Annotated in this window: 12 protein-coding genes and 8 pseudogenes; 12 read left to right on the top strand and 8 right to left on the bottom strand. The window is 58.4% G+C overall.

Features of this window, described 5'->3' with window-relative positions; genetic code table 11:
• Window positions 1–458: 458 nt before the first annotated feature.
• The 7 genes and pseudogenes from NATPE_RS21660 to NATPE_RS18955 form a co-directional block, all read left to right on the top strand.
• Window positions 459–1,015 (top strand): annotated as a pseudogene (locus NATPE_RS21660) (RNA-guided endonuclease TnpB family protein); the annotation flags it as partial.
• 429 nt (window positions 1,016–1,444) lie between these two features.
• Window positions 1,445–2,221, top strand: a complete 777-nt coding sequence (locus NATPE_RS21655; RefSeq protein WP_006182497.1) for an ABC transporter ATP-binding protein — start codon at window positions 1,445–1,447, stop codon at window positions 2,219–2,221.
• Window positions 2,218–3,432 carry an FtsX-like permease family protein gene (locus tag NATPE_RS18975; RefSeq protein WP_015310270.1) on the top strand — a complete coding sequence of 405 codons (1,215 nt, stop codon included), beginning with the start codon at window positions 2,218–2,220 and terminating at the stop codon, window positions 3,430–3,432. The genes NATPE_RS21655 and NATPE_RS18975 overlap by 4 nt, the downstream gene beginning before the upstream one ends.
• A 2-nt stretch (window positions 3,433–3,434) precedes the next feature.
• Window positions 3,435–4,691: an ABC transporter permease gene (locus NATPE_RS18970; protein WP_015310269.1), complete on the top strand. Its 1,257-nt coding sequence runs from the start codon at window positions 3,435–3,437 to the stop codon at window positions 4,689–4,691.
• Between the two features lie 238 nt (window positions 4,692–4,929).
• Entirely contained in the window at window positions 4,930–6,366 is a 1,437-nt protein-coding gene (locus tag NATPE_RS18965) for an IS66-like element ISNpe24 family transposase (protein WP_015298959.1), read from the top strand.
• Between the two features lie 17 nt (window positions 6,367–6,383).
• Entirely contained in the window at window positions 6,384–6,923 is a 540-nt protein-coding gene (locus tag NATPE_RS18960; RefSeq protein WP_015310267.1) for a DUF7504 family protein, read from the top strand.
• A gap of 58 nt (window positions 6,924–6,981) precedes the next feature.
• Window positions 6,982–7,617 (top strand): annotated as a pseudogene (locus NATPE_RS18955) (IS5 family transposase); the annotation flags it as partial.
• A 208-nt stretch (window positions 7,618–7,825) separates the two neighbouring features.
• Here NATPE_RS18955 and NATPE_RS18950 read toward each other — a convergent pair.
• On the bottom strand, window positions 7,826–9,160 hold the full coding sequence (locus NATPE_RS18950; protein WP_012289608.1) for an IS4-like element ISH32 family transposase: 1,335 nt from the start codon (window positions 9,158–9,160) through the stop codon (window positions 7,826–7,828).
• Between the two features lie 74 nt (window positions 9,161–9,234).
• Between NATPE_RS18950 and NATPE_RS21650 the strand changes: the two are divergent.
• Window positions 9,235–9,447, top strand: a pseudogene (locus tag NATPE_RS21650) (IS5/IS1182 family transposase); the annotation flags it as partial.
• A 327-nt stretch (window positions 9,448–9,774) separates the two neighbouring features.
• Here the strand turns inward: NATPE_RS21650 and NATPE_RS18940 are convergent.
• Together NATPE_RS18940 and NATPE_RS22460 are read right to left on the bottom strand one after the other, a co-directional pair.
• Window positions 9,775–10,473, bottom strand: a pseudogene (locus tag NATPE_RS18940) (RNA-guided endonuclease TnpB family protein); the annotation flags it as partial.
• Window positions 10,474–10,481: 8 nt separating this feature from the next.
• A pseudogene (locus NATPE_RS22460) lies at window positions 10,482–10,634 on the bottom strand (IS66 family transposase); the annotation flags it as partial.
• 90 nt (window positions 10,635–10,724) lie between these two features.
• On the opposite strand from NATPE_RS22460, the gene NATPE_RS18935 reads away from it, so the two are divergent.
• On the top strand, window positions 10,725–11,540 hold the full coding sequence (locus NATPE_RS18935) for an IS5-like element ISNpe14 family transposase (RefSeq protein WP_015298633.1): 816 nt from the start codon (window positions 10,725–10,727) through the stop codon (window positions 11,538–11,540).
• Between the two features lie 217 nt (window positions 11,541–11,757).
• Here NATPE_RS18935 and NATPE_RS18930 read toward each other — a convergent pair.
• Both NATPE_RS18930 and NATPE_RS18925 read right to left on the bottom strand, forming a co-directional pair.
• Window positions 11,758–13,077, bottom strand: a pseudogene (locus NATPE_RS18930) (IS66-like element ISNpe25 family transposase); the annotation flags it as partial.
• A 159-nt stretch (window positions 13,078–13,236) separates the two neighbouring features.
• A pseudogene (locus tag NATPE_RS18925) lies at window positions 13,237–13,779 on the bottom strand (transposase); the annotation flags it as partial.
• A gap of 55 nt (window positions 13,780–13,834) precedes the next feature.
• Between NATPE_RS18925 and NATPE_RS22850 the strand changes: the two are divergent.
• A complete protein-coding gene (locus tag NATPE_RS22850; RefSeq protein WP_006181042.1) occupies window positions 13,835–13,981 on the top strand; it encodes a hypothetical protein in 147 nt (48 codons plus the stop codon).
• A gap of 292 nt (window positions 13,982–14,273) precedes the next feature.
• On the opposite strand, the gene NATPE_RS18920 is transcribed toward NATPE_RS22850, so the two are convergent.
• On the bottom strand, window positions 14,274–15,548 hold the full coding sequence (locus tag NATPE_RS18920; protein ID WP_015298935.1) for an IS4 family transposase: 1,275 nt from the start codon (window positions 15,546–15,548) through the stop codon (window positions 14,274–14,276).
• 107 nt (window positions 15,549–15,655) lie between these two features.
• Here NATPE_RS18920 and NATPE_RS18915 point away from each other — a divergent pair.
• Window positions 15,656–16,582 (top strand): annotated as a pseudogene (locus NATPE_RS18915) (IS5-like element ISNpe19 family transposase); the annotation flags it as partial.
• 1,413 nt (window positions 16,583–17,995) lie between these two features.
• Here the strand turns inward: NATPE_RS18915 and NATPE_RS18910 are convergent.
• The gene (locus NATPE_RS18910; RefSeq protein ID WP_006181034.1) at window positions 17,996–19,285 is read right to left on the bottom strand and encodes a glycosyltransferase family 2 protein; all 1,290 of its coding nucleotides are present in this window, start codon (window positions 19,283–19,285) and stop codon (window positions 17,996–17,998) included.
• Window positions 19,286–20,078: 793 nt separating this feature from the next.
• On the opposite strand from NATPE_RS18910, the gene NATPE_RS18905 reads away from it, so the two are divergent.
• Window positions 20,079–21,041, top strand: coding sequence for a transcription initiation factor IIB (locus tag NATPE_RS18905; protein ID WP_006181032.1), 963 nt, complete (start codon window positions 20,079–20,081; stop codon window positions 21,039–21,041).
• Between the two features lie 285 nt (window positions 21,042–21,326).
• Here the strand turns inward: NATPE_RS18905 and NATPE_RS18900 are convergent, their stop codons facing one another.
• On the bottom strand, window positions 21,327–21,899 hold the full coding sequence (locus NATPE_RS18900; RefSeq protein WP_015310263.1) for a metal-dependent hydrolase: 573 nt from the start codon (window positions 21,897–21,899) through the stop codon (window positions 21,327–21,329).
• Window positions 21,900–22,427 lie beyond the last annotated feature (528 nt).

The following is a 22,427-nucleotide window of genomic DNA, read 5'->3' as shown; positions in this document are numbered from 1 at the left end:
CCACCGTCGCCGACCGGTCCGAAACCCCAACGCTTAGTACGCACCGCATCGTACGTATTCGCAAGGGTTACGTCGGCTTTCGGCACTTGCGCGGAAGTACGAGACGCGCTGAAACCAACGTCCTGGGTTTTCCGGGGCGAAGGTTCCCACGGTCGGATGGACCACGGTTCATCGGATGCGGGGTTCGCGTCGTTCGCGAGCACGGTAAACCGACCCACTGGGCGGCTAAGTGTGACCGAACCGTCGATGCCGCGAGGCATGACCGCTTGGGTGAGAGACGCTCTGAGAAACCGAGCGTCGATGACACGCTTGCGGATGGGAGCACACGTGGCGGTGCCACAGGACGCTCCCGGGCGAGGGACGAAACCCGTTCCACCGACCTCGGGAGAGACGGTCCTGAAACCTGCTCGGCAACAGGCCGGGTTTCCTCGTGCTGGGGAAGCCCCGTCGTTTACGACGGGGAGGACGTCACCGGTGTCGATATAGGCGAACGACACATCCTCGCCGTGACAGCCTACGGTGAGGACGAATCAATGCTGGTATCGGGTGGTGAGGCGAAGTACGTTCGACACAAATATCGTTCCCTACGCGATTCGCTATCAGAAGCAGGTGCGCTTCGCGCACGTAACCGTGTGGGTAACAAAGAACAGCGTCGAATCAAGGACTTGAACCACAAACTCTCCCGTCGCCTCATCACGTTCGCAGAACAGTTCGAGAACCCCGTCATTCGGATGGAAGACCTCGAAGGTATCCGCGAGAACAGCTCATGGTCGGGAGTTCACTCGTGGCACTTTCACCAACTCCAACAGTTCATCACATACAAGGCCGAACGTGCTGGTATTCGCGTCGAGAAAGTTGATGCCTACCATACCAGCCAGCGATGTTCGGCGTGTGGTTCGATAGGAACCCGTGATGGCGACCACTTTTCGTGTTCGGAGTGCGATCGTGGACGCACGCCGACCTGAACGCTTCGGAGAACATCGCACAACGGGAGGGTGAACCATGCACGGCGTAACAGTTCGGCTGACGCGAACCGTGCTACCTCGCTGGTTGAATAGCCAGCCGTCGTCGACGCCCGCTGTATGCGGGGAGGAAGGCCCCATTGATAGGGCTGCACGCGCTGCAAAGCACGTCCTTGGTCACAACTGGACGGCGACCATCGAAGGGTCACGCGAAAGCGTACTTGAACCCCGAGGAAACGCGCAACCTGAATATCCACTTCGTGGATTCCCGCGTCTTTAGGCGCGGGAGGATGTCAACGAGCGTCACTAGTACTGTATTTCGGCTATTCTCTCGAAAAAGAGAATTCCAATTCCGCTGTATTCCCTCCCTGCTCGCGCCTTCGGCGCTCGCTGAGGGGGAGTTAGCGGCTCAGTTACGCTAGATCTATGTTGTATATCAGTCGAACAGAACAGTTAATTATCCATAGGCACGTCCCACGGATATGGCTAGGTCCGCCGCTTCACATCAGGAAAACACTGACATCTCCTCCATTGTCACAGCAGACGGCGTGACAAAGGTCTATACGAGAGGGTCTGAGCCTGGGCGACTTGGCCGGGTTCTTGGCCGCTCAGACCCTCCTACTGTCACCGCCGTTGATTCGGTATCGATTGAGGTTTCGAACGGTGAAATTGTTGGTCTTGCGGGTCCGAGTGGGAGCGGGAAATCAACGTTGCTGCATATACTCGCTGGATTGGAGCAGCCAACTGCGGGATCCGTTCTGTTCCAAGGGTCTGATCTTGCGAGGTTATCGAAACGCGAGCGGAGCCGACACCGGCTTGAACAGATTGGCATTGTTTTTCAGCAGTTTCACTTACTTGACTCCCTTTCTGCTCGAGCAAACGTCGCGCTTCCTCTCGTTGAACTGGGTGTTCCGAAGCGACAACGCCGGAAGAAGGCGGCCGATCTGCTTGAACGTGTTGGACTCGGAGATCGTATCACGCATCGTCCGGGGGAACTTAGCGGCGGCGAGCGACAGCGTGTTGCGATCGCTCGTGCCTTGGTAACGGATCCTGCGCTTCTAGTTGCAGACGAGCCGACGGGTGAGCTGGATACGGACACTGGTCGGACGGTTCTTCAAGCGTTCAAACAGGTCGCGGAGAACCGTGCTGTCGTCCTTGCATCACATGACCGTGAAACGCTTGAGATCTGCGATCGGGTAGTTACCCTCCGTGATGGACGAACAGTTGACCGTATGAACCAGGGAACGTCTAGTCAATGAGCCTTCGTAAGGTATTGACACGGTGGGTTGGACTTGTCGGTGTAGGGATTCGGCGGACGGCATCACGTGCGACTTATACGGCAAAGCAGCGGATCCGGTTCAGTGTTCTCGGTGTAGCTATCGTGATCGCTTTGTTGGTCACGGTTACCGGTCTTGGGATCGGTCTCGCTACCGGGACGACCGTCTACGATGATGATGTTGATTACTGGATCGTCCCCGACACGGATAGTCCGGAGTCGCCGTTAGTTGCGACCGACAATCCGCAGTTCAGTTCGGTCCATGAGACGAGCGACCGTATTCGTGGTCAAGATGGAGTAGAATCCGTGACACCTGTGTTATCACAGGTACTTCAGGTCGAAACCAGTGAGTCGACGGAATACGTCCTTGTAGTCGGAATCATAAACACTCCTACGGTTGATCGTGTTACCGGTCTCGACTCGGACTTGTTAACACCGAACGACCCGTACTACGATAACGGTGGGTATAGCGGTGAATGGACCGGGGAGGTCATCATGTCAGAGGGCGCAGCCGATGTTCTTGAGGTTTCATCCGGTGATTCAGTGACAGTTGCTGGAAACGAGTCGTTCACGGTCACAGCTATCGATGAGCAGTCGCAGTCTGTCGGAAATGTCCCAACTGCCTTGGTCCAGTTAAGCGAGTTGCAGACCGTAACTGGTGCTGCAACGTACGATCAGGCGGACCAGTTCGTTGTCAGCACGAATTCGCCAGCGGTTCAAAATGATCTTGCACAGATCTATCCACAGTCGTCTGTCCAGTCTCGAGGTGAGATGACAGCGAGTATGACGGTGGATTCCGAGTTATCCTTAGCGCTTTCACTTACAGCATTTATCGTCTCGCTTTCTATTGGAACGCTGTTCGTGGTGACAACAACGGGGTTAGAGATTGCCGCGGATCGACAGCAGCTAGCGGTCCTTTCCGCGATGGGGGTTTCGGTTCGAAGTCAGTTGCAACTCGTTGGGGTTCAGACGATTATTATGACAGGAGTTGGTGGCGTGATTGGCGCTATTGGCGGATTAGCCGGGATTCGGGTTGTGAACGCTATTGCAGTCCGGACAGTGACAACTGGACCGATAGCGGTCTCTCATCCCCTATTCATTGGATACGGGGTCATCGCGGCATTGTTAGTGGGCCTTCTCTCACTACCACTCCTGTTAGTGGTGGCTCGCCGTGTGTCCGGAGGTGTTCCGTAAGGATGCTTCAGTGGTTCCGTAACCGCTGTCGACAGCATGTCGTTCGGCTTCGGACGGCTGGAAGTCTTACTATCGCTCAGTTCCGGCAACAGAAGCTCCGGCTTGCGTTAGCGATTATCGGCGTTGCGCTTGCCGTTCTCGCCGTAACATTACTTGCCGGAACAGGGATCGGTGTCCTTGAGACCGGTGAGCAGCAGTTTTCTGCGGCGGAACGAGATCTCTGGGTAACAGCAGGTGAAACTCGGATCACATCTGCAGGCGGTGGTGGCTTCGAAAATACGTTGTATGACTCTCGGAATATCTCAGCTAAAATGCAGTCACACGAGGGTGTGTCACACGCCATCCCGTTAGCATTCGAAACAGTGTATGTGAGTACAGACGGGAATGACGAGTTTGATACCTTCATTGCGACAGGACTACCTCAGGGTGGGCCAGCGGTCCAGGTAACGGAAGGGGAAGGATTGGAAGGAGATCCACACTATGCAAATGGGACATATGACGGGGAGATGACCCGTGAGCTTCTGATCGACAGAGAGACAGCGAATACCCTGGACGTATCGGTCGGGGATACTGTCAATGTTGGTGGCTCACTTGCCGCGGCGAGAGAAAACGAGTTCACTGTTATCGGGATTTCGCCCACGTTTGAACAGATGCTTGGGACGCCAACAGTAACGATGCCGCTCAGCGAACTGCATCAGATCACGGGGAATACGCGAACTGAACCGGCAACATTCATTACAATTACTGTTGAAGACGGGGCAGATACTGCGGCAGTCCAGCAGGATTTAGAGGCGGAGTATCCAGAGTACGAGATACGGTCAAACCAGGAGCAGCTTTCGGCGGTGTTACAGGAACAGGTGCTTCTGCTCGCGGCTGCAGCCACGCTTGTTTTCCTCGCGATCGGTGCTGGGATCGCTCTCACGGTCTCGCTCCTCTCACTTGTGATCCATCAGCAGCGCCAAACGTTTGCAGCTCTCACCGCGCAGGGGGTTTCATCATCGCTGCTTATCTATACCGTGATCGGACAAGGGCTCATAATCGGAGTTCTCGGTGGCGGGATTGGTATTCTTCTCACCCTACCAGGAGTCACTACATTGAACAAACTCTCTGAAGCCGTGGTTGGCTTTGACGGCCTTGTTCAAACCGCACCTTGGATCTACGGTGGTGGACTGGGGATCGCTGTAATTATCGGGACCATCGCTGCAGTCATCGCTGGATGGCGTATAAGCCGGACACCGCCATTAGAGATACTCCAGTAAACGGCGAGATTCTCTCGCTATTTAAAGATAGACTCTCTATTTGTAACCGCTTATCACTAATCAAGATTTTATTATAGGGTATGTGTTTAGCCCGAGCTGATTTCGCCACCATCTCATAGGAGGCGCACAAATCGGGCTGTATGAGCTGGCAGCGGAGGTTCGTGATGATCCACAGGGATGGGCTCCGTCGCGGAGCCCATCCCGTTGCCTCCGCTGTCTGTACTGGAAGGTGGGATCTGTGAACGGAGATGATCTCACCAAGGACGAGTTGCTCTCCCGGTTTTTGCAACTTGAACAACGAGTCGAAGAGCTTGAACAAGAGAACACACAGCTCCGAGAGAAGTTGCAAGAGAAAGACGAGCGGGTCGAAGAACTCGAAACACGTCTTCGCAAATACGAGAATCCGCACACTCCACCCAGCAAGCGACGGTCGGGGACCGATGAGTCCCCGACCTCGCAGGACGACGAAGACGACGATGTCCGAACTGATGGCGGTACTCCTGGTCGAAAGGACGGTCACGATCCGGAGTGGCGTTCTACAGCTGATCCCGACGAAGAAATCGAAGTCACCTGTGACTGTTGTCCTGAGTGTGGCGACCACTTCGACGAGTCGGTGGGCGTCAGCCCCCGACTCGTCGAGGAGATTCCTGATCCGCAGCCCCCAGAAATCACCCGGTACAACCGCCACTACTACCAGTGCGATTCCTGTGGAACAGAGACAGTTGCGGCTCACCCCGACTGCCCCGATGAGGGGCAGTTCGGGGTGAACGTCATCGCTCAATCAGCTCTGTCACGGTACGATCATCGCCTTCCCTACCGGAAGATCGCTGACCGCTTCGAGCAACTGCATGGACTCGAACTCTCGGGTGCATCCGCGTGGCACGCGACCGAGCGCGCTGCGCGCGCCGGTCGCTGTGAGTACGACCAGATCCGTCAAGAGATCCAAGATGCCGACGTGGTTCATATCGACGAAACAGGTATCAAACGTGAGGGTGAGCAGGCGTGGATCTGGACGTTCAAGACCGCTCAGCATACGTTATACGCGGTCAGAGAGAGTCGTGGAAGTGATGTTCCCGCGGAAGTCCTCGGTGAGGACTTCGCGGGAACGGTCATCTGTGACGGGTGGACGGCGTACCCAGCTTTCAGCAGCAACCTCCAGCGGTGTTGGGCGCACATTCTTCGAGAGGCTGAAGACGCCGCGGAAAAGCAGGCAGAAGGTGAACCGATCTACCACGCTCTCAGACAGGTGTACGTCGCTCTCCAGGCCCGGCTGGAGAGCGACTTGACAGTCCGTGAGCGAGCAGACCTCCAGCGTGTGGCGCGAAGAGAGCTTGAATCGCTGATTGAACGGTCAGTACCCGACGGACCAGTGGCAACACTGCTCGGGAAGATCGAAGGAGGTCTTGACCACTGGCTCACCTTCGTCGGTGAGCCAGCGGTCTCTCCGACGAACAATGCCGCAGAGAACGCGCTTCGTGAACCAGTGGTTCTCCGGAAAATCATCGGAACGCTCCGTAATGACCGAGGAATGTTCGTTCACGAGACGATCTTGTCCCTGCTGGCGACGTGGCGCCAGCAGGGACGCAATCCATACGAAGAGCTTCGTCGAGTCGTCAGCAGCAATGATATGATCTCACGGGCTCACGCTGTGCCGGCTGTCGAGACCTCGGGGTAAACACATACATTATAGGTATGGCTTGGCCAGAATCAGAAAGAAGTCCCAATCGACTGTTCCTTGGACCGCCACCCGATAACGAGGAAACAACGTTCTATCTCGAGCAGACGAGTCCGGGTGACCAGCCGCTACCGTCAGTGTTCGTGTCGACCCGGCATTCGTCGACGGCGGTTTTCGAACGCTATCGGGAGTCTATTGCCGATGATTCCCCAGAAATCGACGTTATTACCGTCGACGAAGCAAGCCACGTCCCCGCTTCTCACCCCCGAGAGGATGAGGACTACGCTGGGCGTCTGGTTTCGGTCGGAACTCGAGATCTGTCAGGGCTCGAAATCGCGATTAGCGACTCACTTACTCGTCAAGAGGAAGAGAGTCTGAACCAGCTCTGGTTTGACTCGCTAACGCCTCTGATACGGACGCTCGGTCTCGATGATGTATTCAAGTTCCTCCACATGATGACGAATCGTGTCGAGCAAGCAGGAGCTATCGCATCCTATCATCTCGATCCAACGGCTCACGAACCACAGACGGTCAATACGGCTGCGTTGAATCACTAGACGGCGTCGGGGAAGGTCAGTAAATCGAAGGAGTTGAAGCGGGAAAATTTGGTTGTCCATGACGCAAATCTCCCGCTTCACCGAGCGTTGCGTCTCGATTGCACAAAGAGTTACGGGTGAACGAGGCGAATCCGCCGCCCCGACCGGTGGCGGCGGATTCGCCGACTATGCCCTCATTTCGCTGCATTGTCTCCGGATTTACCTTGATACGTCCTATCGGATGACGATCGATCTGTTGAAGGAAATGCCGCAAATAACAGGGGAGATCGGCCTTGACGTGGCCGATCTCCCCGCTCCATCTACGCTGTGTAAGGCGTTTGATCGGATCGAGATGAGTGTCTGTCGAGTGCTGCTGCGCCACTCGGCGCAGCTGCACAACCCTTCTGAACACGCTGCTATCGACGCAACATTCTACGAACGTGATCGTGCGAGCCGCCACTACTGCCACCGAACGAATTACCGCGTTCAAACGCTTAAAGTCACAAAACTCGTCGATACAGCAACGCAAGCCGTTCTTGATCTCCATTGTTCGACGACGTTAGAAGGAAGCGACGCAGACCTCGCCGAGCAGATCGCCCGCCGGAATGCGGGCGATCTGCGGTCACTTGCTGCTGACAAAGGCTATGACAAGCAACAACTCCGAGAACGACTGCGTGAACTCGACATTCGCCCACTGATCAAACACCATCTGTTCTAGTTTAGTGACGGAGTGAAGCAGGATCTCAGCGGAGACTATACCGAATTGAGGCGGATTAGCTCAGGAGACTGGGTTCGCTGGAGCAGGCAGTCGCTGATTTGTTGTGTGATACCTTCGAGGCGGCGCACTCACAGCCGTGAGTGCGTCGCCGTTCCAGCGCTGCCGCTATCGACACAGGTGCTTCCCCGGTCGTCAGGCGAGTTCGTTACCAGAACTCGCCTGACTCAACCTGCTCACGTAACCGCGGTCGATGCGGATTTGGATCACGTGAAGCCCACAGCAACAACTCATCTAAATCCGGAAGTTCGTACCCTAAATCGAGCATCACGTACAACTGAATCAGGTGTGAATGGCGTTCGACAGCGTGAGAACATCGTCGACGAGGAAGTTGCGGCGACGACGCTGTGGCGTCGTCGGCGCTTTCCCGTTGTTTCACGTCCAGTTTCCGGAGTTCATCGACGATAACACGGCTCATCAGCAGTGAGATTGCGGCCATGATGACCAGAGCTTCGATGATGTACGGATCGGTCGTGTTGATTTCGTCAAGTCCGAAGCGTGATTTCAGTTCTTTGAACAATAATTCTATTTCCCAGCGCGCCCGATAGAGCTGTGCGATATCGGGCGCACTATAGTCGTCTTTCGAGAGATTTGTCAAATAGAGATGGTACTCTTCAGTATCCTCGTTCCAAACACCGACCAGTCGGAACGTTCGGGTCGTGCTGGTGCACGACCCTCGCTTTCGCTCGAACGAGAGGGTGATGCGAACATCGATTTCCTGTCGCTGCAGGTCGTCAAGGACGTCCTGCAGCGACTCTCCTTCGAGCGGGATACTGTTCCCCCGCCACGTCCGGAGCTCTTCGACGATCTCGAAGTTTGCGTCGTCTTTCACACGGGAGACGAACCAGCCGTTATTCTGGTCGATGCGGTCGAACAACCAGAAGTCGTAGAAACCGAGATCGAGCAAGACAAGTGCGCCAGCTACCCACTCGCCGGTGGGTAGCTGGCTCCGTTCTTGGGTTTTAGCGTCAGTTGTTCGGTACCGTGTTGGAAGGCCAGTTGAGAGTGATTCTGTTAGGTGAAGTTTCAGACCGGCCTGATCGTCACCGGTCGCAGCGTACACATCCGCGGCGTCTTGATAGAGAGAAACAATGCTCCCATCGGCAATGAGGACGTCTCGAAAGCGTTCGAGACGTCCGCTAAGGTCGGCATTTCTGGTATCGAGATTCTCGATGGCATCATCGAGAATCTCTCGAAGGAGTGCAACGAACGGTGGAGAGAACCACCCGTGGAAGGTTGCATAGGAGAGTTCATCGCAGTCGGACATTTCGACGAATCGTTCGAGAAAAGCCTGTACAGATCGGTCTGACCCAGCAGCGAAGCCAAGTGAAAGCGTGTAGAACAGCGCAACAGCGTCGAATTTCCGTTCACGCTCGACGAGATTCGTTGCGCGAGCGCGCTCGCGCAACTCATCGGAGGGAAACGCTCTTTGAATCCGATCAACAATCACTGAATCCGGTGGGGAGTAAGTCACACTATCCACCGGATTTCTCTGACTGGTAGTTACAACGATATCTAATCAGACGACGGTACACTCTGCTAAACTAGAACGGATGGATCAAACACCGGATTTTCGCTCCGTACGATTATGCACATAACGCCCGCATTGACGACAATCGGTACGCTCAGCGGTCAATGGCCGAAACCGTCAACTCAGCTGTCAAGCGCTCGCTCGGCTACGCCGTGCGAGCGCGTACCTGGTATCGAGAGTTCCGTGAAATCGCCTTGATGTGTGTTGTCTATAACATCAAGCGGGCCGTCAAACAGTGAAATCCAACGCGGTATGGCGATTCAACACAGCCGTCAATACGCTTGTATACCAGTTCGACGACGTCATCTGGTTAGACTAACAGTACGTTGTCATCGCTCGAATTGTGCGACTATCTTTCTTCGAGGAGAGAATCCCGTCCTTCAGAACGAACGAAAGCGGGGCGTGTAGCTCACCAGTTAGAGCTAAAGGGACACGGGCGATGCCACTGAGGGTTCAGGATCAGACACTGCTACGAAACCTTAAGTAAGTCTCTGTTGACATCCTCCACCTGCCTAAAGGCAGGGGAATCCCCAACATGGGGAATCCAGCCTGCTACTGGAGAGGTTTCAGCCCCACTCCGCGAGCGTCGTCTGTGCGGGTCTCGCACTCGACTCACGGTGGACTGTGGCACTATCAAGGGTGCTCCCATCCCGTGGCGAGTCATCGCGTTCCGGTTTCCAAGGAACGCTCTCTCCCCACGGGTCAACGCGATTCGCAATGTTCGCTGCTGCGTTGATATCCGCCTGATACTCCGTCACCCAACACTCCGGGTTCGTACATGCGAACTCGGCTTGTGACCCACGACGGCCGATGTGACCGCAGGCATGGCACGTCTGGGACGTGTAGCGCGGGTTCACGAACTCGACTGGGATACCGGCTTCGAGGGCTTTGTCCTCGATGCGGTCGGTGAGTCGGGCGAACGCCCACGAGTGCAAGCGTCGGTTCATGTACGTCCCATAATCTAGATTCTCACGGATGTACGACAAGTCCTCGAGCACGATTACTGGATCGTCAAAGGACTCGGCGTATTCGACGGCTTCTCGAGACGCCTTCTCGACGATATCCGTCAGGGCGTTCTGGTAGTGGTCGAAGCGTTCGTCGACACGCCACTGCTCGGCGTCACGCTCTTGGAGTCGTCGGAGCGTCGTGTACATCTCCTTGCGGAGTGCTCGCGCACGACCGCCGTTGTAGATGTACGGTTGGGTCGGAGTGTCGTCCTGACAGGCACAGCCCGTCAGCAGTTTGGACTCTCCGATATCGAAACCGTATGAGTTTACCCCGAAGTCTCGACAGCCGGCACAGCGTGATCCCGTGAGAGCATCTCATTGTTGTTGACGACTCGACGAAGTTCTTCGTATGGATTGCGTCCCTGCTGGCGCCATGTCGCCAGCAGGGACAAGATCGTCTCGTGAACGAACATACCTTGCTCTGTTGCAGCGTCGAATAGCACCAGTTTCAGCCTTGTTCTCGGCTGATTTCCGTGAGGCTTGTGGGGAATTGGACGCCGTCTTGCGATATGAGGTCGAAACGACCGATCATACGGCAGTGTAAGAATCTTGCCAAACAGCACGTGGATAACCCTGACGAACCCGCTGCGCCGGACGGCGCCAGCGGGTTCGCCGAGTGGACTCAAATCGCGTTTATCCTCTTGCATGCGGAACTCGACAAAGATTTCCGAGAGACTGAAGCATGGTTCAATGACTCCAGAGCCATCCGTGAAGAGCTTAACATCGACAAATCGCCGGATCACACCACGCTCTGTCGATGGGAGCAACAGGTCGACATGCGTGAACTCCGCAGCCTGCTCCGCCGCAGTGCGGAGCAGGCTGGCTGGTCGGGAACAGCAGCAATCGACGCCAGTGGCTTCCAGCGAGATCAAACCAGCTATCATTACCGGAATCGTGCTGGCTTCTCGTTTCACAAGCTGAAGACAACGATTTTGGTCGATACAGAGTCACTGGCGATCAAAGACGTTCATTTCACGACGAAGCGCAAGTGGGACGGACACATCGGCTTGCAGGTCTATCGGCGCAACGCCGAAGACCTGCAAGAGTTCCTTGCAGATGCGAACTATTCGTGGTCAGATCTCAGAGAGGAGTGTCGCGCTGGCGCGACACGACCGCTAATCAAACACAGGGAGCACAATGCGCTGAAGAAAGCGCATAACGCTCGGATGGACGAAGATCTGTACCATCAGCGGACACTGAGTGAGACTGCGTTCTCACTGCTGAAGGATGACGGTGAGAAGTTACGCTCTCGGAGCTGGCACGGCCAGTTCCGAGAGCTCACGCGCAAGTGTATCGTGCATAACCTATCGCAGGCGGCGAGTTAGGCTCGCCGCCTGCTCTCTTTCTCTGGACGTATCCGCCAGAGACATCGCCGTCATCCACGTACGGGTTCTCACAAAGTGACCTAATTCTGATGGTTGCAGAATCAACGAACTGTACTCCTCCCACATCATCCAGATCTCAAAACCATTAGTACAGGAGTTCTAACGCCATCTGCCTGAATATCAAAATTTCAATACTGCCGCCGTCTTGCGTTCAACAGAGCAACATACCTCGATCGTTACGAAGTGTCCCGATGATTTTCCGGAGAACGACTGGTTCACGAAGTGCGTTCTCAGCTGCGTTGTTCGTCTGGGAGACCGCTGGCTCACCGACGAAGGTGAGCCAGTGGTCGATCCCTCCTTCGATCTTCCCGAGTAGTGTTGCCACTGCCTCGTCGGTTACTGACCGCTCAACGAGCGATCTAAGCCCGTTCTGGCATGATCGGTGCATCTGTGCTCTCTCACGAGGACTCGGGTCGGTCTCCAGCCACGACTGGAGACCGACGAACATCTGTTTGAGATACCGGTGAACCGGCTCTGCCTCCTCGTGGTCACTAGCAATGTCCTCGGCTTCCCGGAGAAGATGTGCCCAGCACCGCTGAAGATTACTGGTGAACGCTGGATACGCCGTCCACCCATCGCAGATGACCGTTCCCGCGAAGTCCTCGCCGAGGACTTCCGCGGGGACATCGCTCCCACGACTCTCTCTTACGGCGTACAGCGTGTGCTCTCCCGTCCGAAACGTCCAGATCCATGCTTGCTCACCCTCGCGTTTGATACCAGTTTCGTCGACGTGAACGATCTCTGCTTGCTGAATCTGTCTTCGAATCTGTTCATATTCGCAGCGACCGGCGCGCGCAGCGCGCTCGGTCGCGTGCCATGCGGACGCGCCTGAGAGTTCTAACCCGTGCAGTTGCTCGAAGCGATCAGCGATTTTCCGGTAGGGAAGGCGGTGATCGTACCGAGAAAGTGCTGCTTGGGAGATGACGTTCACCCCGAACTGCCCCTCATCGGGGCAGTCGGGGTGTTTAGCAACAGTTTCTGTTCCACAAGAGTCGCACTGGTAGCAGTGGCGATTGTACTGGGTGACTTCAGGAGGCTGCGGATCAGGAACCTCCTCGACGAGTCGGGGGCTGACGCCCACCGACTCGTCGAAGTGTTCGCCACATTCGGGACAACAGTCACGGGTGACTTTGATCTCTTTGTCGGGACCAGCTGTTACACGCCACTCTGGATCATGGCCGTCCTTCCGTCCAGGAGTGCCGCCGTCGGTTCGAACATTCTCGTCTTCGTCGTCCTGCGAGGTCGGGGACTCGTCAGTCCCCGACCGTCGCTTACTGGGCGGTGTATGCGGATTTTCGTATTTGCGAAGACGTGTTTCGAGTTCTTCTATCCGCTCGTCCTTCTGGTCAAGTTGCTCTTGCAACTGATCGATCTTCTTGTCCTTCCGCTTGTTTTCTTGCTCAAGTTCTTCGACCCGCTGCTCAAGCTGAAGCAACCGAGAAAATAGCTCTTCTTTGGTGAAATCGTCTGCGTTCACAGACTCCACCAACCAGTTATGACAGCAGAGGCAACGGGATGGGCTCCGCTGCGGAGCCCATCCCTGAGAGTCGTATCCGATGTCTGCTGCCTGTTCATGTCGCGTCCGTTGAACGCTTCCTACGAGACAGTACCGAAATCAGCTCGGGCTAAACACATACTCGAAACCAATTCGACTCGGGTCACCCGGTGTATCTGGTTCGGCTACCTCATACTCGACGGTGACGTGTAGCACCCAGTTCGTGCGGTGCTGTTGGAGTCGAAACTCGCCAACCGTCACGCTCTCGTCGAGCAGGTCGAACCAGAGCGATTCCTGTTCGGGATCGATCTGGAGCGGAATCCAGAAAGCGTTCCCACGTCCGGCCTGTGGAACGCGCCAGCAGAACTCGTGTGTACGTTCGTCGGAATGGTCGAGGGTGAACCCACGGTTCGTGAACCGAACCGGGTGGTCGTCGGCCAACTCCGACGCGTTGTACGTATCCCGAAGTTTCGGGACGTAGTTCTTGAGCGCATCCTTCGCATAGGACGTGAGCGTGTACGGCGTGACGATATCGTTGACCGCCGTCTGCGTCTCCACACCACTCTCGAAGGTGTCCGAGAGTGCACGACGGTAGGTCGCCACGGTACGCTCAAGGCGTTGCTCTTTGCCCGTAGTGGGCGGGGCGAGCGTGGCTTCGAGCGTTTTCGTGGCGGTCGTCGTCACAACTACGAGTACGGCACCGTGAGTTATAAACGAAACGGAAATAGTGCAGATATGTGTGCGCTACATAAAGATAGAGATCGACGACGAGGAACAGTACGAACGACTGAGCGAGATAAAGGACTCGCACGGAATGACGTGGAAAGGGGTCTTACTCCGAGGTGCGAAGGGGTTGGATTCCGACGGGCCGTTGAGCGAGGACTGACTAACCGAGTGACGCGCTTCCTCCACGCCCTAAAGGGCGTGGTATCCGCGCTGTGGTATCTATGAGTGGGAGTTCCGCGGTGCCTACCTCTCGTCGCCGACGAGAGGTCCCCCTGCGCCCGCGGGTAGTGGCTAGATCACGGTCTACGAGCGTGTCATAGAAAGAGTCACGTACGAAGCAGCAGGGTGCGCGAAGTGTGTCCAACACAAGCGCAACCCTGCAAGACGTAGCTTCGGTAGACGACTTCTTGAATGTCGCGGCTACCGAGACAGTACCGCTCATCCGTCTTTAGTTAAGACTCACACCTCGGTTGTGTAGCGGTAGCGAGCGTCTCTTGTAAGATTGGTCGTTGCTTGTGGATCTTTTGAGCGTCTTCGATCAGCCGGTCGAGCAGCGGCGGCGGTGAGTAGCCGAGGAACTCACCGAGTTCGTGGAGAATAAGCTGGGCGTGCGACCGAAAGGTCGCCGCCCAGCGCTCTGTCGGAAACACAAGCTCATCATCCGCCTGCTCAGTGACTAGATCCAACAGATCGCGGCTTACAAGCAGCGACAGCAGCGCTGCGTACAATAAGATCCTCACCACGTGTTCGTCACTCGTGTCGAACTCGTCCAATTCGTACTGCGTCTTCAGCTCCCGGAACAGCAACTCAACTTCCCACCGACAGCGGTAGATCTCCGCTAAATCCGCCGGAAAGAACTCTTTCCTCGCTAAATTCGTTATGTACAGGTGGTAGTCGTCGGCGTCCTCATTGTGGACGCCGACGACGCGAAATCGCTTCGTATCCAGCGACTGTGTCCCATTGTACGGCCCTCGTTTGAATTCGACTTCGACCTCTACATCGATGTATTTCCGGTCAAGATCATTGAGAACAGCTCGGAGCTGCTTGCCCTCTAAGGGAATGGCGCGGCCGCGCCATTCCCGTAACTCCCCCGTAATCAGCGGATTCGCGTTCTGCTTCAGCCGACTCACGAAGTAGCCGTCGTTTTCGTCGATCAACGCAAACCGGCGGTACTTGAAGTACGCGAGATCGAACAGCAGGAGGCGATTCTCAAGCCACGGCCCTGTTTTGAACAAGGTGCTGTCGTGCGTTTTCTCGTTAGCAGTATCGAGCCGTTCAATCGTCTGCTCTGTGGCATTATGGAGCAGGTGGAGCTTCGCTCCAGCCTGCTCCTCGTGGCGGGCTTCGAACTGGTCTGAGAGAAATTCGTGTAACCGTAACACCGTTCCATCAGCGATCATCACGTCTCTAAATCGGTCGAGATCAGCGTCAACAGCGTTAGGAACAGCGACCTCGTCGAGACCATGCTCGACGAGGTCGCGGAGGTACTCCGCAAGTGTCGGTGTCAACCGCTGATAGAATCCACCCGGAGAGATCGTCTCATCGGCAGTAGAGTTGTAACAGCGTCTAAACCCAGCGAGTGTTCGGCTTTCGCCTGCGGCGAAGCCGAACACGAACGCCCAAACGAAGGCAGGGATCTGGAGCTTGCGGTCACGTTCGACCACGCCGAGTTCCTCGGCGTGCTCTTCGAGGAACTCAGAGGGAAACAGTGTAGTGAGCCGACGCATAATCCGAGATGAGGAGTCCTTGTCGTGCACAGACTGGACTTCCTCATTCCTTCCGAAAGATGCCTCGATAAGCCGCCGCTATCACGCGGTTTCTCGCTTAACTAAAGACGAATGCAGTACCGCTGTTCGAGCACCTTGAGTTCGAGTTTCTGCTGGAGTATGACGTGTTCGCCCCCTCGAAGCGGGGGCGAACACGAGTTCACCAGCCACCAGACCTCTTTCGTGGCTTTCTACACTGCTACTACAAGGACATCTACGGCACACGACCGGTTGCACGAGAACTCCAACACGGCCTCGTCTGGTACTACTGCAGACTCGACAAACCACCATCCAGGGACACGATTGACCGGTTTCTTACCGACCTCGAACACGTCATCGACGATGTCTTCGAGAGACTCGTCGAGCAGGCTGCCGCCCGCAGCCTGCTCGACTCAACGTACTCCATCGATTCAACGCACATCGAGGCGATCCAGTACAACGATGCTGCCTCGTGGAACTACGATCCAACGGCCGAAGAGTACTACTACGGCTTCGGCTGTACGATCGTCTCAACCGGCGCAAAGATCCCGATCGCAGCGGAGTTCACACAGGCCAAACAAGCAGACCAAGAGACGGCGATGCGCGTCACCCGTGACGCGCTCGCCGTCGATACACCGATCTGGATGCTTGGAGACAGCGCCTACGACATTCTCGATTGGCACGACTACCTGCTGGCCGCAGGAGTCGTGCCAATCGCTCCATACAATCCGCGAAACACTGACGACCCGAAAGACATCGAGTACAGGGTCGAAGACCGAATCGAGAAACACAGCGAGGACGTTCAGCTGAAACAATCCATCTTGGACGAGACGTACAACAGCCGGACAGGAGTCGAGCGAACCAATGACGCAGTCAAGGACTGCGGCCTCGGGCACGTCCGCGCCCGAGGCCGCGTCCATGCACGAACAGAAGTGTTCCTTGCACTGTGTCTCCGGCTCGTCGTTGCAATCACCAACTACGAGCGAGGAAACGAACCGGGCTGTGAGAAGCTATGAGATGGATTCTATGACACGCTCCACGGTCTACAGTTAGGGGGTGGGTATACGAGTCTCCCACTCGGAGAAGGGACATGGACCGGCGCAAGCGGCTGGGATTGCGGCTCCACCGCGCGCTGCTCTACTGGGGGCTCCTGCGCCATCCGCGCGGACGGGCAGCGGCCCGCGAGCAGTATACGCCGACTGGGAAGCGCCGCGACCAGGATTCGCCAGCCAACGCCGATGCTGCTGGCGACCGCTCGGACACTTAGATGGGGCGGCCGCAAGCGACGGTGCTGTCCTGCCGCCACCCGCCAGCGAGGGTGGGCAGCCGATCAGGTGGGCTGCGTGGTATGATCGGCCCGGCGAGCGACCAACACGGATCCGGTAGCGCGTGTGCCGGACCGTCGCGCCTGCCTCGAGGTGGTGAATCGCCGGGTCACCCTTTTGTCCACCAGGTGAGGGGCAGGTCCCGCGAATGCTGCAAGTGGCCGGCGCCTCTGTCAGCTTTCTCTCGTCACGCCGGACGGCTGCCAGAGCGGCGCTCGAGTGGTGCTGACGGCGCATCAATCAAGAGGTCGCCCCCGGTGCCCAGCACGCCGTCAGCACAGTAGGCCGTCGCCCTCTAGCGGTGGCGTCCCGGTCAGGTCTACGAAAGTGGTGACCCAGCTGTCGCGTAGCAGAGACACCTCATAGACCGCGTACTAGGAGCGGGTAAGACCAGTGACTCGTCGGTGGTCACCGCCGCTTCTGCCCGACGGTGCAGGGCCGGCCCCGCCGAGACCTGGGAGCCATCGGCGTGGCTCGATGCGCCGCCGCGAACGCGTCGGGGATGGCTGTCCCGAGCGCTGGCGGGTGCTGCCGCTGGTGTCTTCGGGCCCGTGCATGTGCGAGCGTGATAGACACATACACCTGTTGCAGGCGGCATTGCGTGCGACCGCGACCGATCGATAGACTAGGTCACCGCCGATCCGGGACCCAACAGGTGGTTCAAGTTGCTACACCCGGATCCGTCTCGTCCCCAGCCCTCGAGTCTGAGACGGTCTGCAGGACCAGCCCGCATAGTATCATCGCAGCCGTCACCAGCTCGGGCCAGGCGGCAGTACTGGTGGCTGCCACTAAAGGGCGACACCGGCGCCGGACGCGGGCGTGGGGCCGCTTCACCACCCGCACACGCGGTAGCGACGACCCGCACCGTGGCTGTCGAGGCGGTGGCGCGCCAGTCACCGAACATGCGGTGCCGCAGCCAGGTCGGTGGCGCGATCCGCCTGCCTGTCGTGGCTGGCGACCTCCAGACAGCGGGCGTTCGGCAGTCGACAAACGCACTGCCGGTGTTTACAGCCAGGACGACTCCCGCGACTCGGTCACCTAGAGTCGGGCGACTGACAGCGGCGTCCGCCGGAGTACTGGCCGGTGTGGCAGATAGCCACCCGATTAATCGCCTGCCGCCGGGTCGTGGCCGTCTGTCTCCGTGGCCGATTGGGCGCCGGCCCGCGTGCGGGCGGGCCGGTACTCTCGCAGCATCTCGGCCAGAAACGAGGTGAACACCGTCTGAACGCCGAGCGCGATGGCGACGAGCGCGGCAATATCGCTGGTGACGACCGGTAGTGCCGCGTAGCCGGCCGTCAACCACCTGTGGAGCAGGGCCAGCGCATAGAGGCTTCCGCCCGCGAACACTACGCAGCCGCCGGCACCCCCACGCCTGATCGTGAGGGCCCGATTCAGCCACCTCGTGAGCGGATCCGACGGCTGCTGGATCGGATCCGTCGCCACGGTCGAGAAGACGGCGAAACTCATGATCTGATAGCCGACGAGGACGAGTACGCCGCCAGCGATCATCGACCGCACGCCGAGGGTGATGCCACCGACAGGAGCACCAGCCGCCACGAGGCCCATGAAGATCAGTCCGAGTATGCCCAGGCCGAGGCCTGGGACCGAGAACAGATAGCCCGGGGCGTTGGTGAGCATGAACCGGACGTGGCGCCAGCCGTCCCGGAAACTCTCGAGGGTGGCCTCCCCCTCGCGTTCGTGGTACGTGATCGGGACCTCCTCGATCGCCAGCCCGCGGGCACCGGCTTTCATAATCATCTCGCTGGCGAACTCCATCCCATCGGTCTCTAACTCGAGCGTCTCCAACGCAGCGCGCGTAACCACCCGAAAGCCGCTGTGAGCATCGCTCACCTCGGTACCGTAGAACGTATTGAGAAACCGTGTGAGCAGTGGGTTGCCGATATACCGGTGGAGCCAGGGCATCGCGCCCGGCTCGATCTCCCCCGCGAGGCGACTCCCCAGGACCAGATCGGCGTCGGTCGCGACGAGGTGTTCGACGAGGTGTGGGATGGCGGCGAAGTCATAGGTCGTATCCGCATCTCCCATCACGATGAACTCACCGCGGGCGACCTCGAACGCACGCCGGTACGCGGCGCCATAGCCCGGGCGGTCCGACACGACGACGGTCGCGCCGCGGGCACGGGCAATCTCCGGCGTTCGATCGGTTGAACTGTCGCTGACGATGATCTCCGTCGGAACACCGAGGGTAGTGATCGCCCGTTCGATCCGGTCGAGACACTCGTTGATCCCCGCTGCCTCGTTTTTCGTCGGCAGGACGATCGACAACGTGGGCGAAACGTCATCGGCCGGTGTGACGACGAGTTCCTCGACTGGCCGGTCGGGCGCCGCCGGGGTGCCGCGCCCGGCCCCGTCATGGGGATCGACCGCCGTCATGGCCACTCACGGGGCACGGTCCCGGTCTGTACGTGGTGCGCACTCGGTCGCCATATGGGGTTCATCGGCTCCCACCACCCCTACTGTCCGGTCGGTGCGCTGCCGGCATCGGTGAGTGATCGCGGTACCTCCCGTCCGTGATAGCTGAGTTGGCTTGCATCGGCTCCCCCGACACGCCCAGACAGCGATCTCCCTCATAAATCGCCTCGACTGTCAACGCCCCAATCACCACGTTATTCGGTATGGACTTTTTATACCCATCCACACCGCCGGGCAGCGCGCTGGCAAATCCACAATTATACTGATGAAATAGCGTAGCGATGTCATGCAGCAGCTAAGACTGGCTGAGGAAGGAACCAATTGAGCACAACCGCTCTCGTTCGCCGGCGGCGCAACCCGCCGGGCAGGACGGCTGGACTCGGCCCTGATCTACCGACCGGTGTCGCTGTTACGAGGTCACAAGCCGGGTTTCCCGTCCGAAACACGCGGCGATCGGCTCAGGAACGGGGAGGGAACATCGGCCCTGGTCAAGGACGGACTAGGAGCCAGCCCGGCAGAGAACGCCTAGTCGTTCCGTGAGCCGGCAGCGCTCAACCGCGTCAAGTACCTTTGATCGCCGGCGGCTAGAAGCAAGGGACGTTGCCACTGTTTTGGAGCAACCGTGCTTCCGGCCACCTCGGTGGCGCTGCTGGCGGACACGTACGGGAGGCCGTCGCTCGCCACGTACGACAGACATAGGTGAGCGGCGAGGAGGAACAAGGGCTTAAGATACTCTGGATATGGGACACATACCATGGAGCGGTCAACTCGCCAGCAGGAACGGCAATCAGAAACCGATCACCACGTTGAAGAATCGGTAAGCGAGCAGACGTGCGACGAATGTGGTTCGAGTTCGCTCGTTACAAGCGAGGATCAAGGGGAGCTCGTCTGTGAGGACTGTGGACTGATCATCGAAACAACGAACATCGACCGCGGACCGGAATGGCGCGCATTCAATCACGCTGAACGGAAGAGCAAGTCCCGGGTTGGGGCACCTACAACCCAGACGATGCATGATAAGGGTCTCACCACCCAGATCGACTGGAAGGACCAAGATGCCCACGGCCGCTCCCTGTCGGCGGACAAGCGCAGCCGGATGAACCGCCTCCGCAAGTGGCAAGAACGCATTCGGGCGAAGGATGCCGGGGAGCGCAATCTCCAGTTCGCACTCAGCGAGATCGATCGAATGGCAAGCGCACTCGGCATACCCCGCTCAGTTCGCGAAGTCGCCAGTGTCATCTATCGACGAGCGCTGGACGAGGATCTCATCCGAGGGCGGTCGATCGAAGGGGTTGCCACGGCCTGTCTCTATGCTGCATGTCGTCGTGAAGGCATTCCCCGGAGTTTAGAGGAGATTGCCGACGTTTCACGGGTCGAACGGAAAGAGATCGGGCGGACGTACCGATATATTGCCCAAGAGCTATCGCTCGCGATGGAACCGGTCGATCCAAAGGAGTACGTTCCCCGGTTTTGTTCCGAACTCGACTCGAGCGAGACGGTCCAGGCCAAAGCCACCGAGATCATTGATACCACAGCCGAGCAGGGGCTGCTATCCGGGAAGTCCCCGACTGGGTTTGCCGCCGCGGCGATCTATGCCGCCTCGCTCCTCTGTAATGAGAAGCGGACCCAAAAGGAGGTTGCCGCCGTCGCACAAGTCACCGAAGTCACCATCCGGAACCGATATCAAGAACAGATCGAGGCGATGGGACTCCACTAGCCGGGAGGGTAGTGATGGTGACCCGGATCTCCCCTGGGATCCGTTGGTACTGCTCGCACATCGTCGTGTTCGGGAGCAGCCGTGGCTGACCGCTCGCAGTCACGGCTGTGGCCAGTGTCTCTCGACGGAGGAATCTCAATGGCGCAGCGATCGACCAGTGGCAGGCGATCACGACGGCCGTCGACTCCGCTCGCCCGCCGCACACGGCCACGCCGCAGGCCGATCGAGAGCCACTACTGGCGGGCAGTGGCGGACTGAACTGAACCACGGCGATGCAACAGGCAGTCAGGAGTCGGCAGCGCGTGGCGAGTCGAGATGGGCCCAGACGCGGAGCGAGACGAACACGAGCAGCGCCATCACGATCAGAGGGGCTTCCGGGTGGGTCCATGGCTGGCGGTACAGCGCGAGGAGGCGTACCCAGGGGGCGACGCTGTCGCCCGCATACCGGGGTGCGGCGAGCAGCGGCCAGCCCAGGTAGGTCACGTCGGTGGAGGCACCCGCAAGCAGGGGCTCGAGACTATCGCCGACCAGATGCGACAGGTAGCCGATGCTGAACGCCGCTGGGGTGACGGGAGCGAGGCGCTCGACCCAGTGATGTGCGGGGCGCCGGCGGTGGAGTACGTGGGCGCCCCAGGTAACGAGGCTGGCGACGAGGGTTGCGACCAGCAGCGAATGGGCGACCGACCGGCCGCTTGCGAGGACGCCGTAATACGCCAGTGGCTTATCGAGCAGATCAGGGAACTGACTGCCGATCGCCACCGGGAGCAGCGCCCAGCGTGCCGGCAACGGCCGACGTGTGAGGACCCCGTACACGACATACCAGAGATATGCGAAGGCGAGATGGCCAAGCGGAAACACACCGGAGGATGCGTTGTGGGGCCTGATAAAGTCGTGTAGTCCGACGGTGATCTAACTCTAGACATCTCCGGGAAAGAGATTCTGACCGTCAAGGGCGTGTCAAACAGCACCGATCACTGCTCGGCGACGAGCAAGACGCGCTGCGCCGACAGACGCTGAGCCTGCAAACGTCGCGAGTCGGCTGCGCCCGATGCAAGCAGCGGTGCATGCGCCCGAGACTGGCCAGCGCACGCGGTCACCGCCGATGGGGACGGCCATCGCAGGTGCGGCCGAGTTCACAGGCGCCGGGTGTGTCCCGGCGTCTGGAGACTGTCTCCAGTACCTGTCCTCGGCGAGCCGTAGTGGCGGCGCAGCCGGCGGTGGGCTGCCGCCGTGCGGCGGTGCTGGTGGGGAGGGAGATCAGCCGATCCCGCGCGGCCGTCGACGGGCAACGAGGGGCAGATGGCGGTTAGAGAGCCGTGGGCCGCGGTCCGTGTCCCATCGCCCCGCTCGATCGGGGCGTCGGCCGAGACACGGGCGGGCTGGCCG

This window comes from Natrinema pellirubrum DSM 15624 (assembly GCF_000230735.2).
In the GTDB taxonomy this organism is placed as follows: Archaea; Halobacteriota; Halobacteria; order Halobacteriales; family Natrialbaceae; genus Natrinema; species Natrinema pellirubrum.
Note: the sequence above shows the minus strand (reverse complement) of the source record. Positions and strands in the feature narration are given on the sequence as shown.

Bases quoted from the DNA above. Each gene is read 5' to 3' on its own strand.
- NATPE_RS21655 (WP_006182497.1), top strand. From the start codon at position 1,445: ATGGCTAGGTCCGCCGCTTCACATCAGGAAAACACTGACATCTCCTCC.
- NATPE_RS18975 (WP_015310270.1), top strand. From the start codon at position 2,218: ATGAGCCTTCGTAAGGTATTGACACGGTGGGTTGGACTTGTCGGTGTA.
- NATPE_RS18970 (WP_015310269.1), top strand. From the start codon at position 3,435: ATGCTTCAGTGGTTCCGTAACCGCTGTCGACAGCATGTCGTTCGGCTT.
- NATPE_RS18960 (WP_015310267.1), top strand. From the start codon at position 6,384: ATGGCTTGGCCAGAATCAGAAAGAAGTCCCAATCGACTGTTCCTTGGA.
- NATPE_RS18935 (WP_015298633.1), top strand. From the start codon at position 10,725: ATGAGGTCGAAACGACCGATCATACGGCAGTGTAAGAATCTTGCCAAA.
- NATPE_RS18920 (WP_015298935.1), bottom strand. From the start codon at position 15,548: ATGCGTCGGCTCACTACACTGTTTCCCTCTGAGTTCCTCGAAGAGCAC.
- NATPE_RS18910 (WP_006181034.1), bottom strand. From the start codon at position 19,285: ATGACGGCGGTCGATCCCCATGACGGGGCCGGGCGCGGCACCCCGGCG.
- NATPE_RS18905 (WP_006181032.1), top strand. From the start codon at position 20,079: ATGGAGCGGTCAACTCGCCAGCAGGAACGGCAATCAGAAACCGATCAC.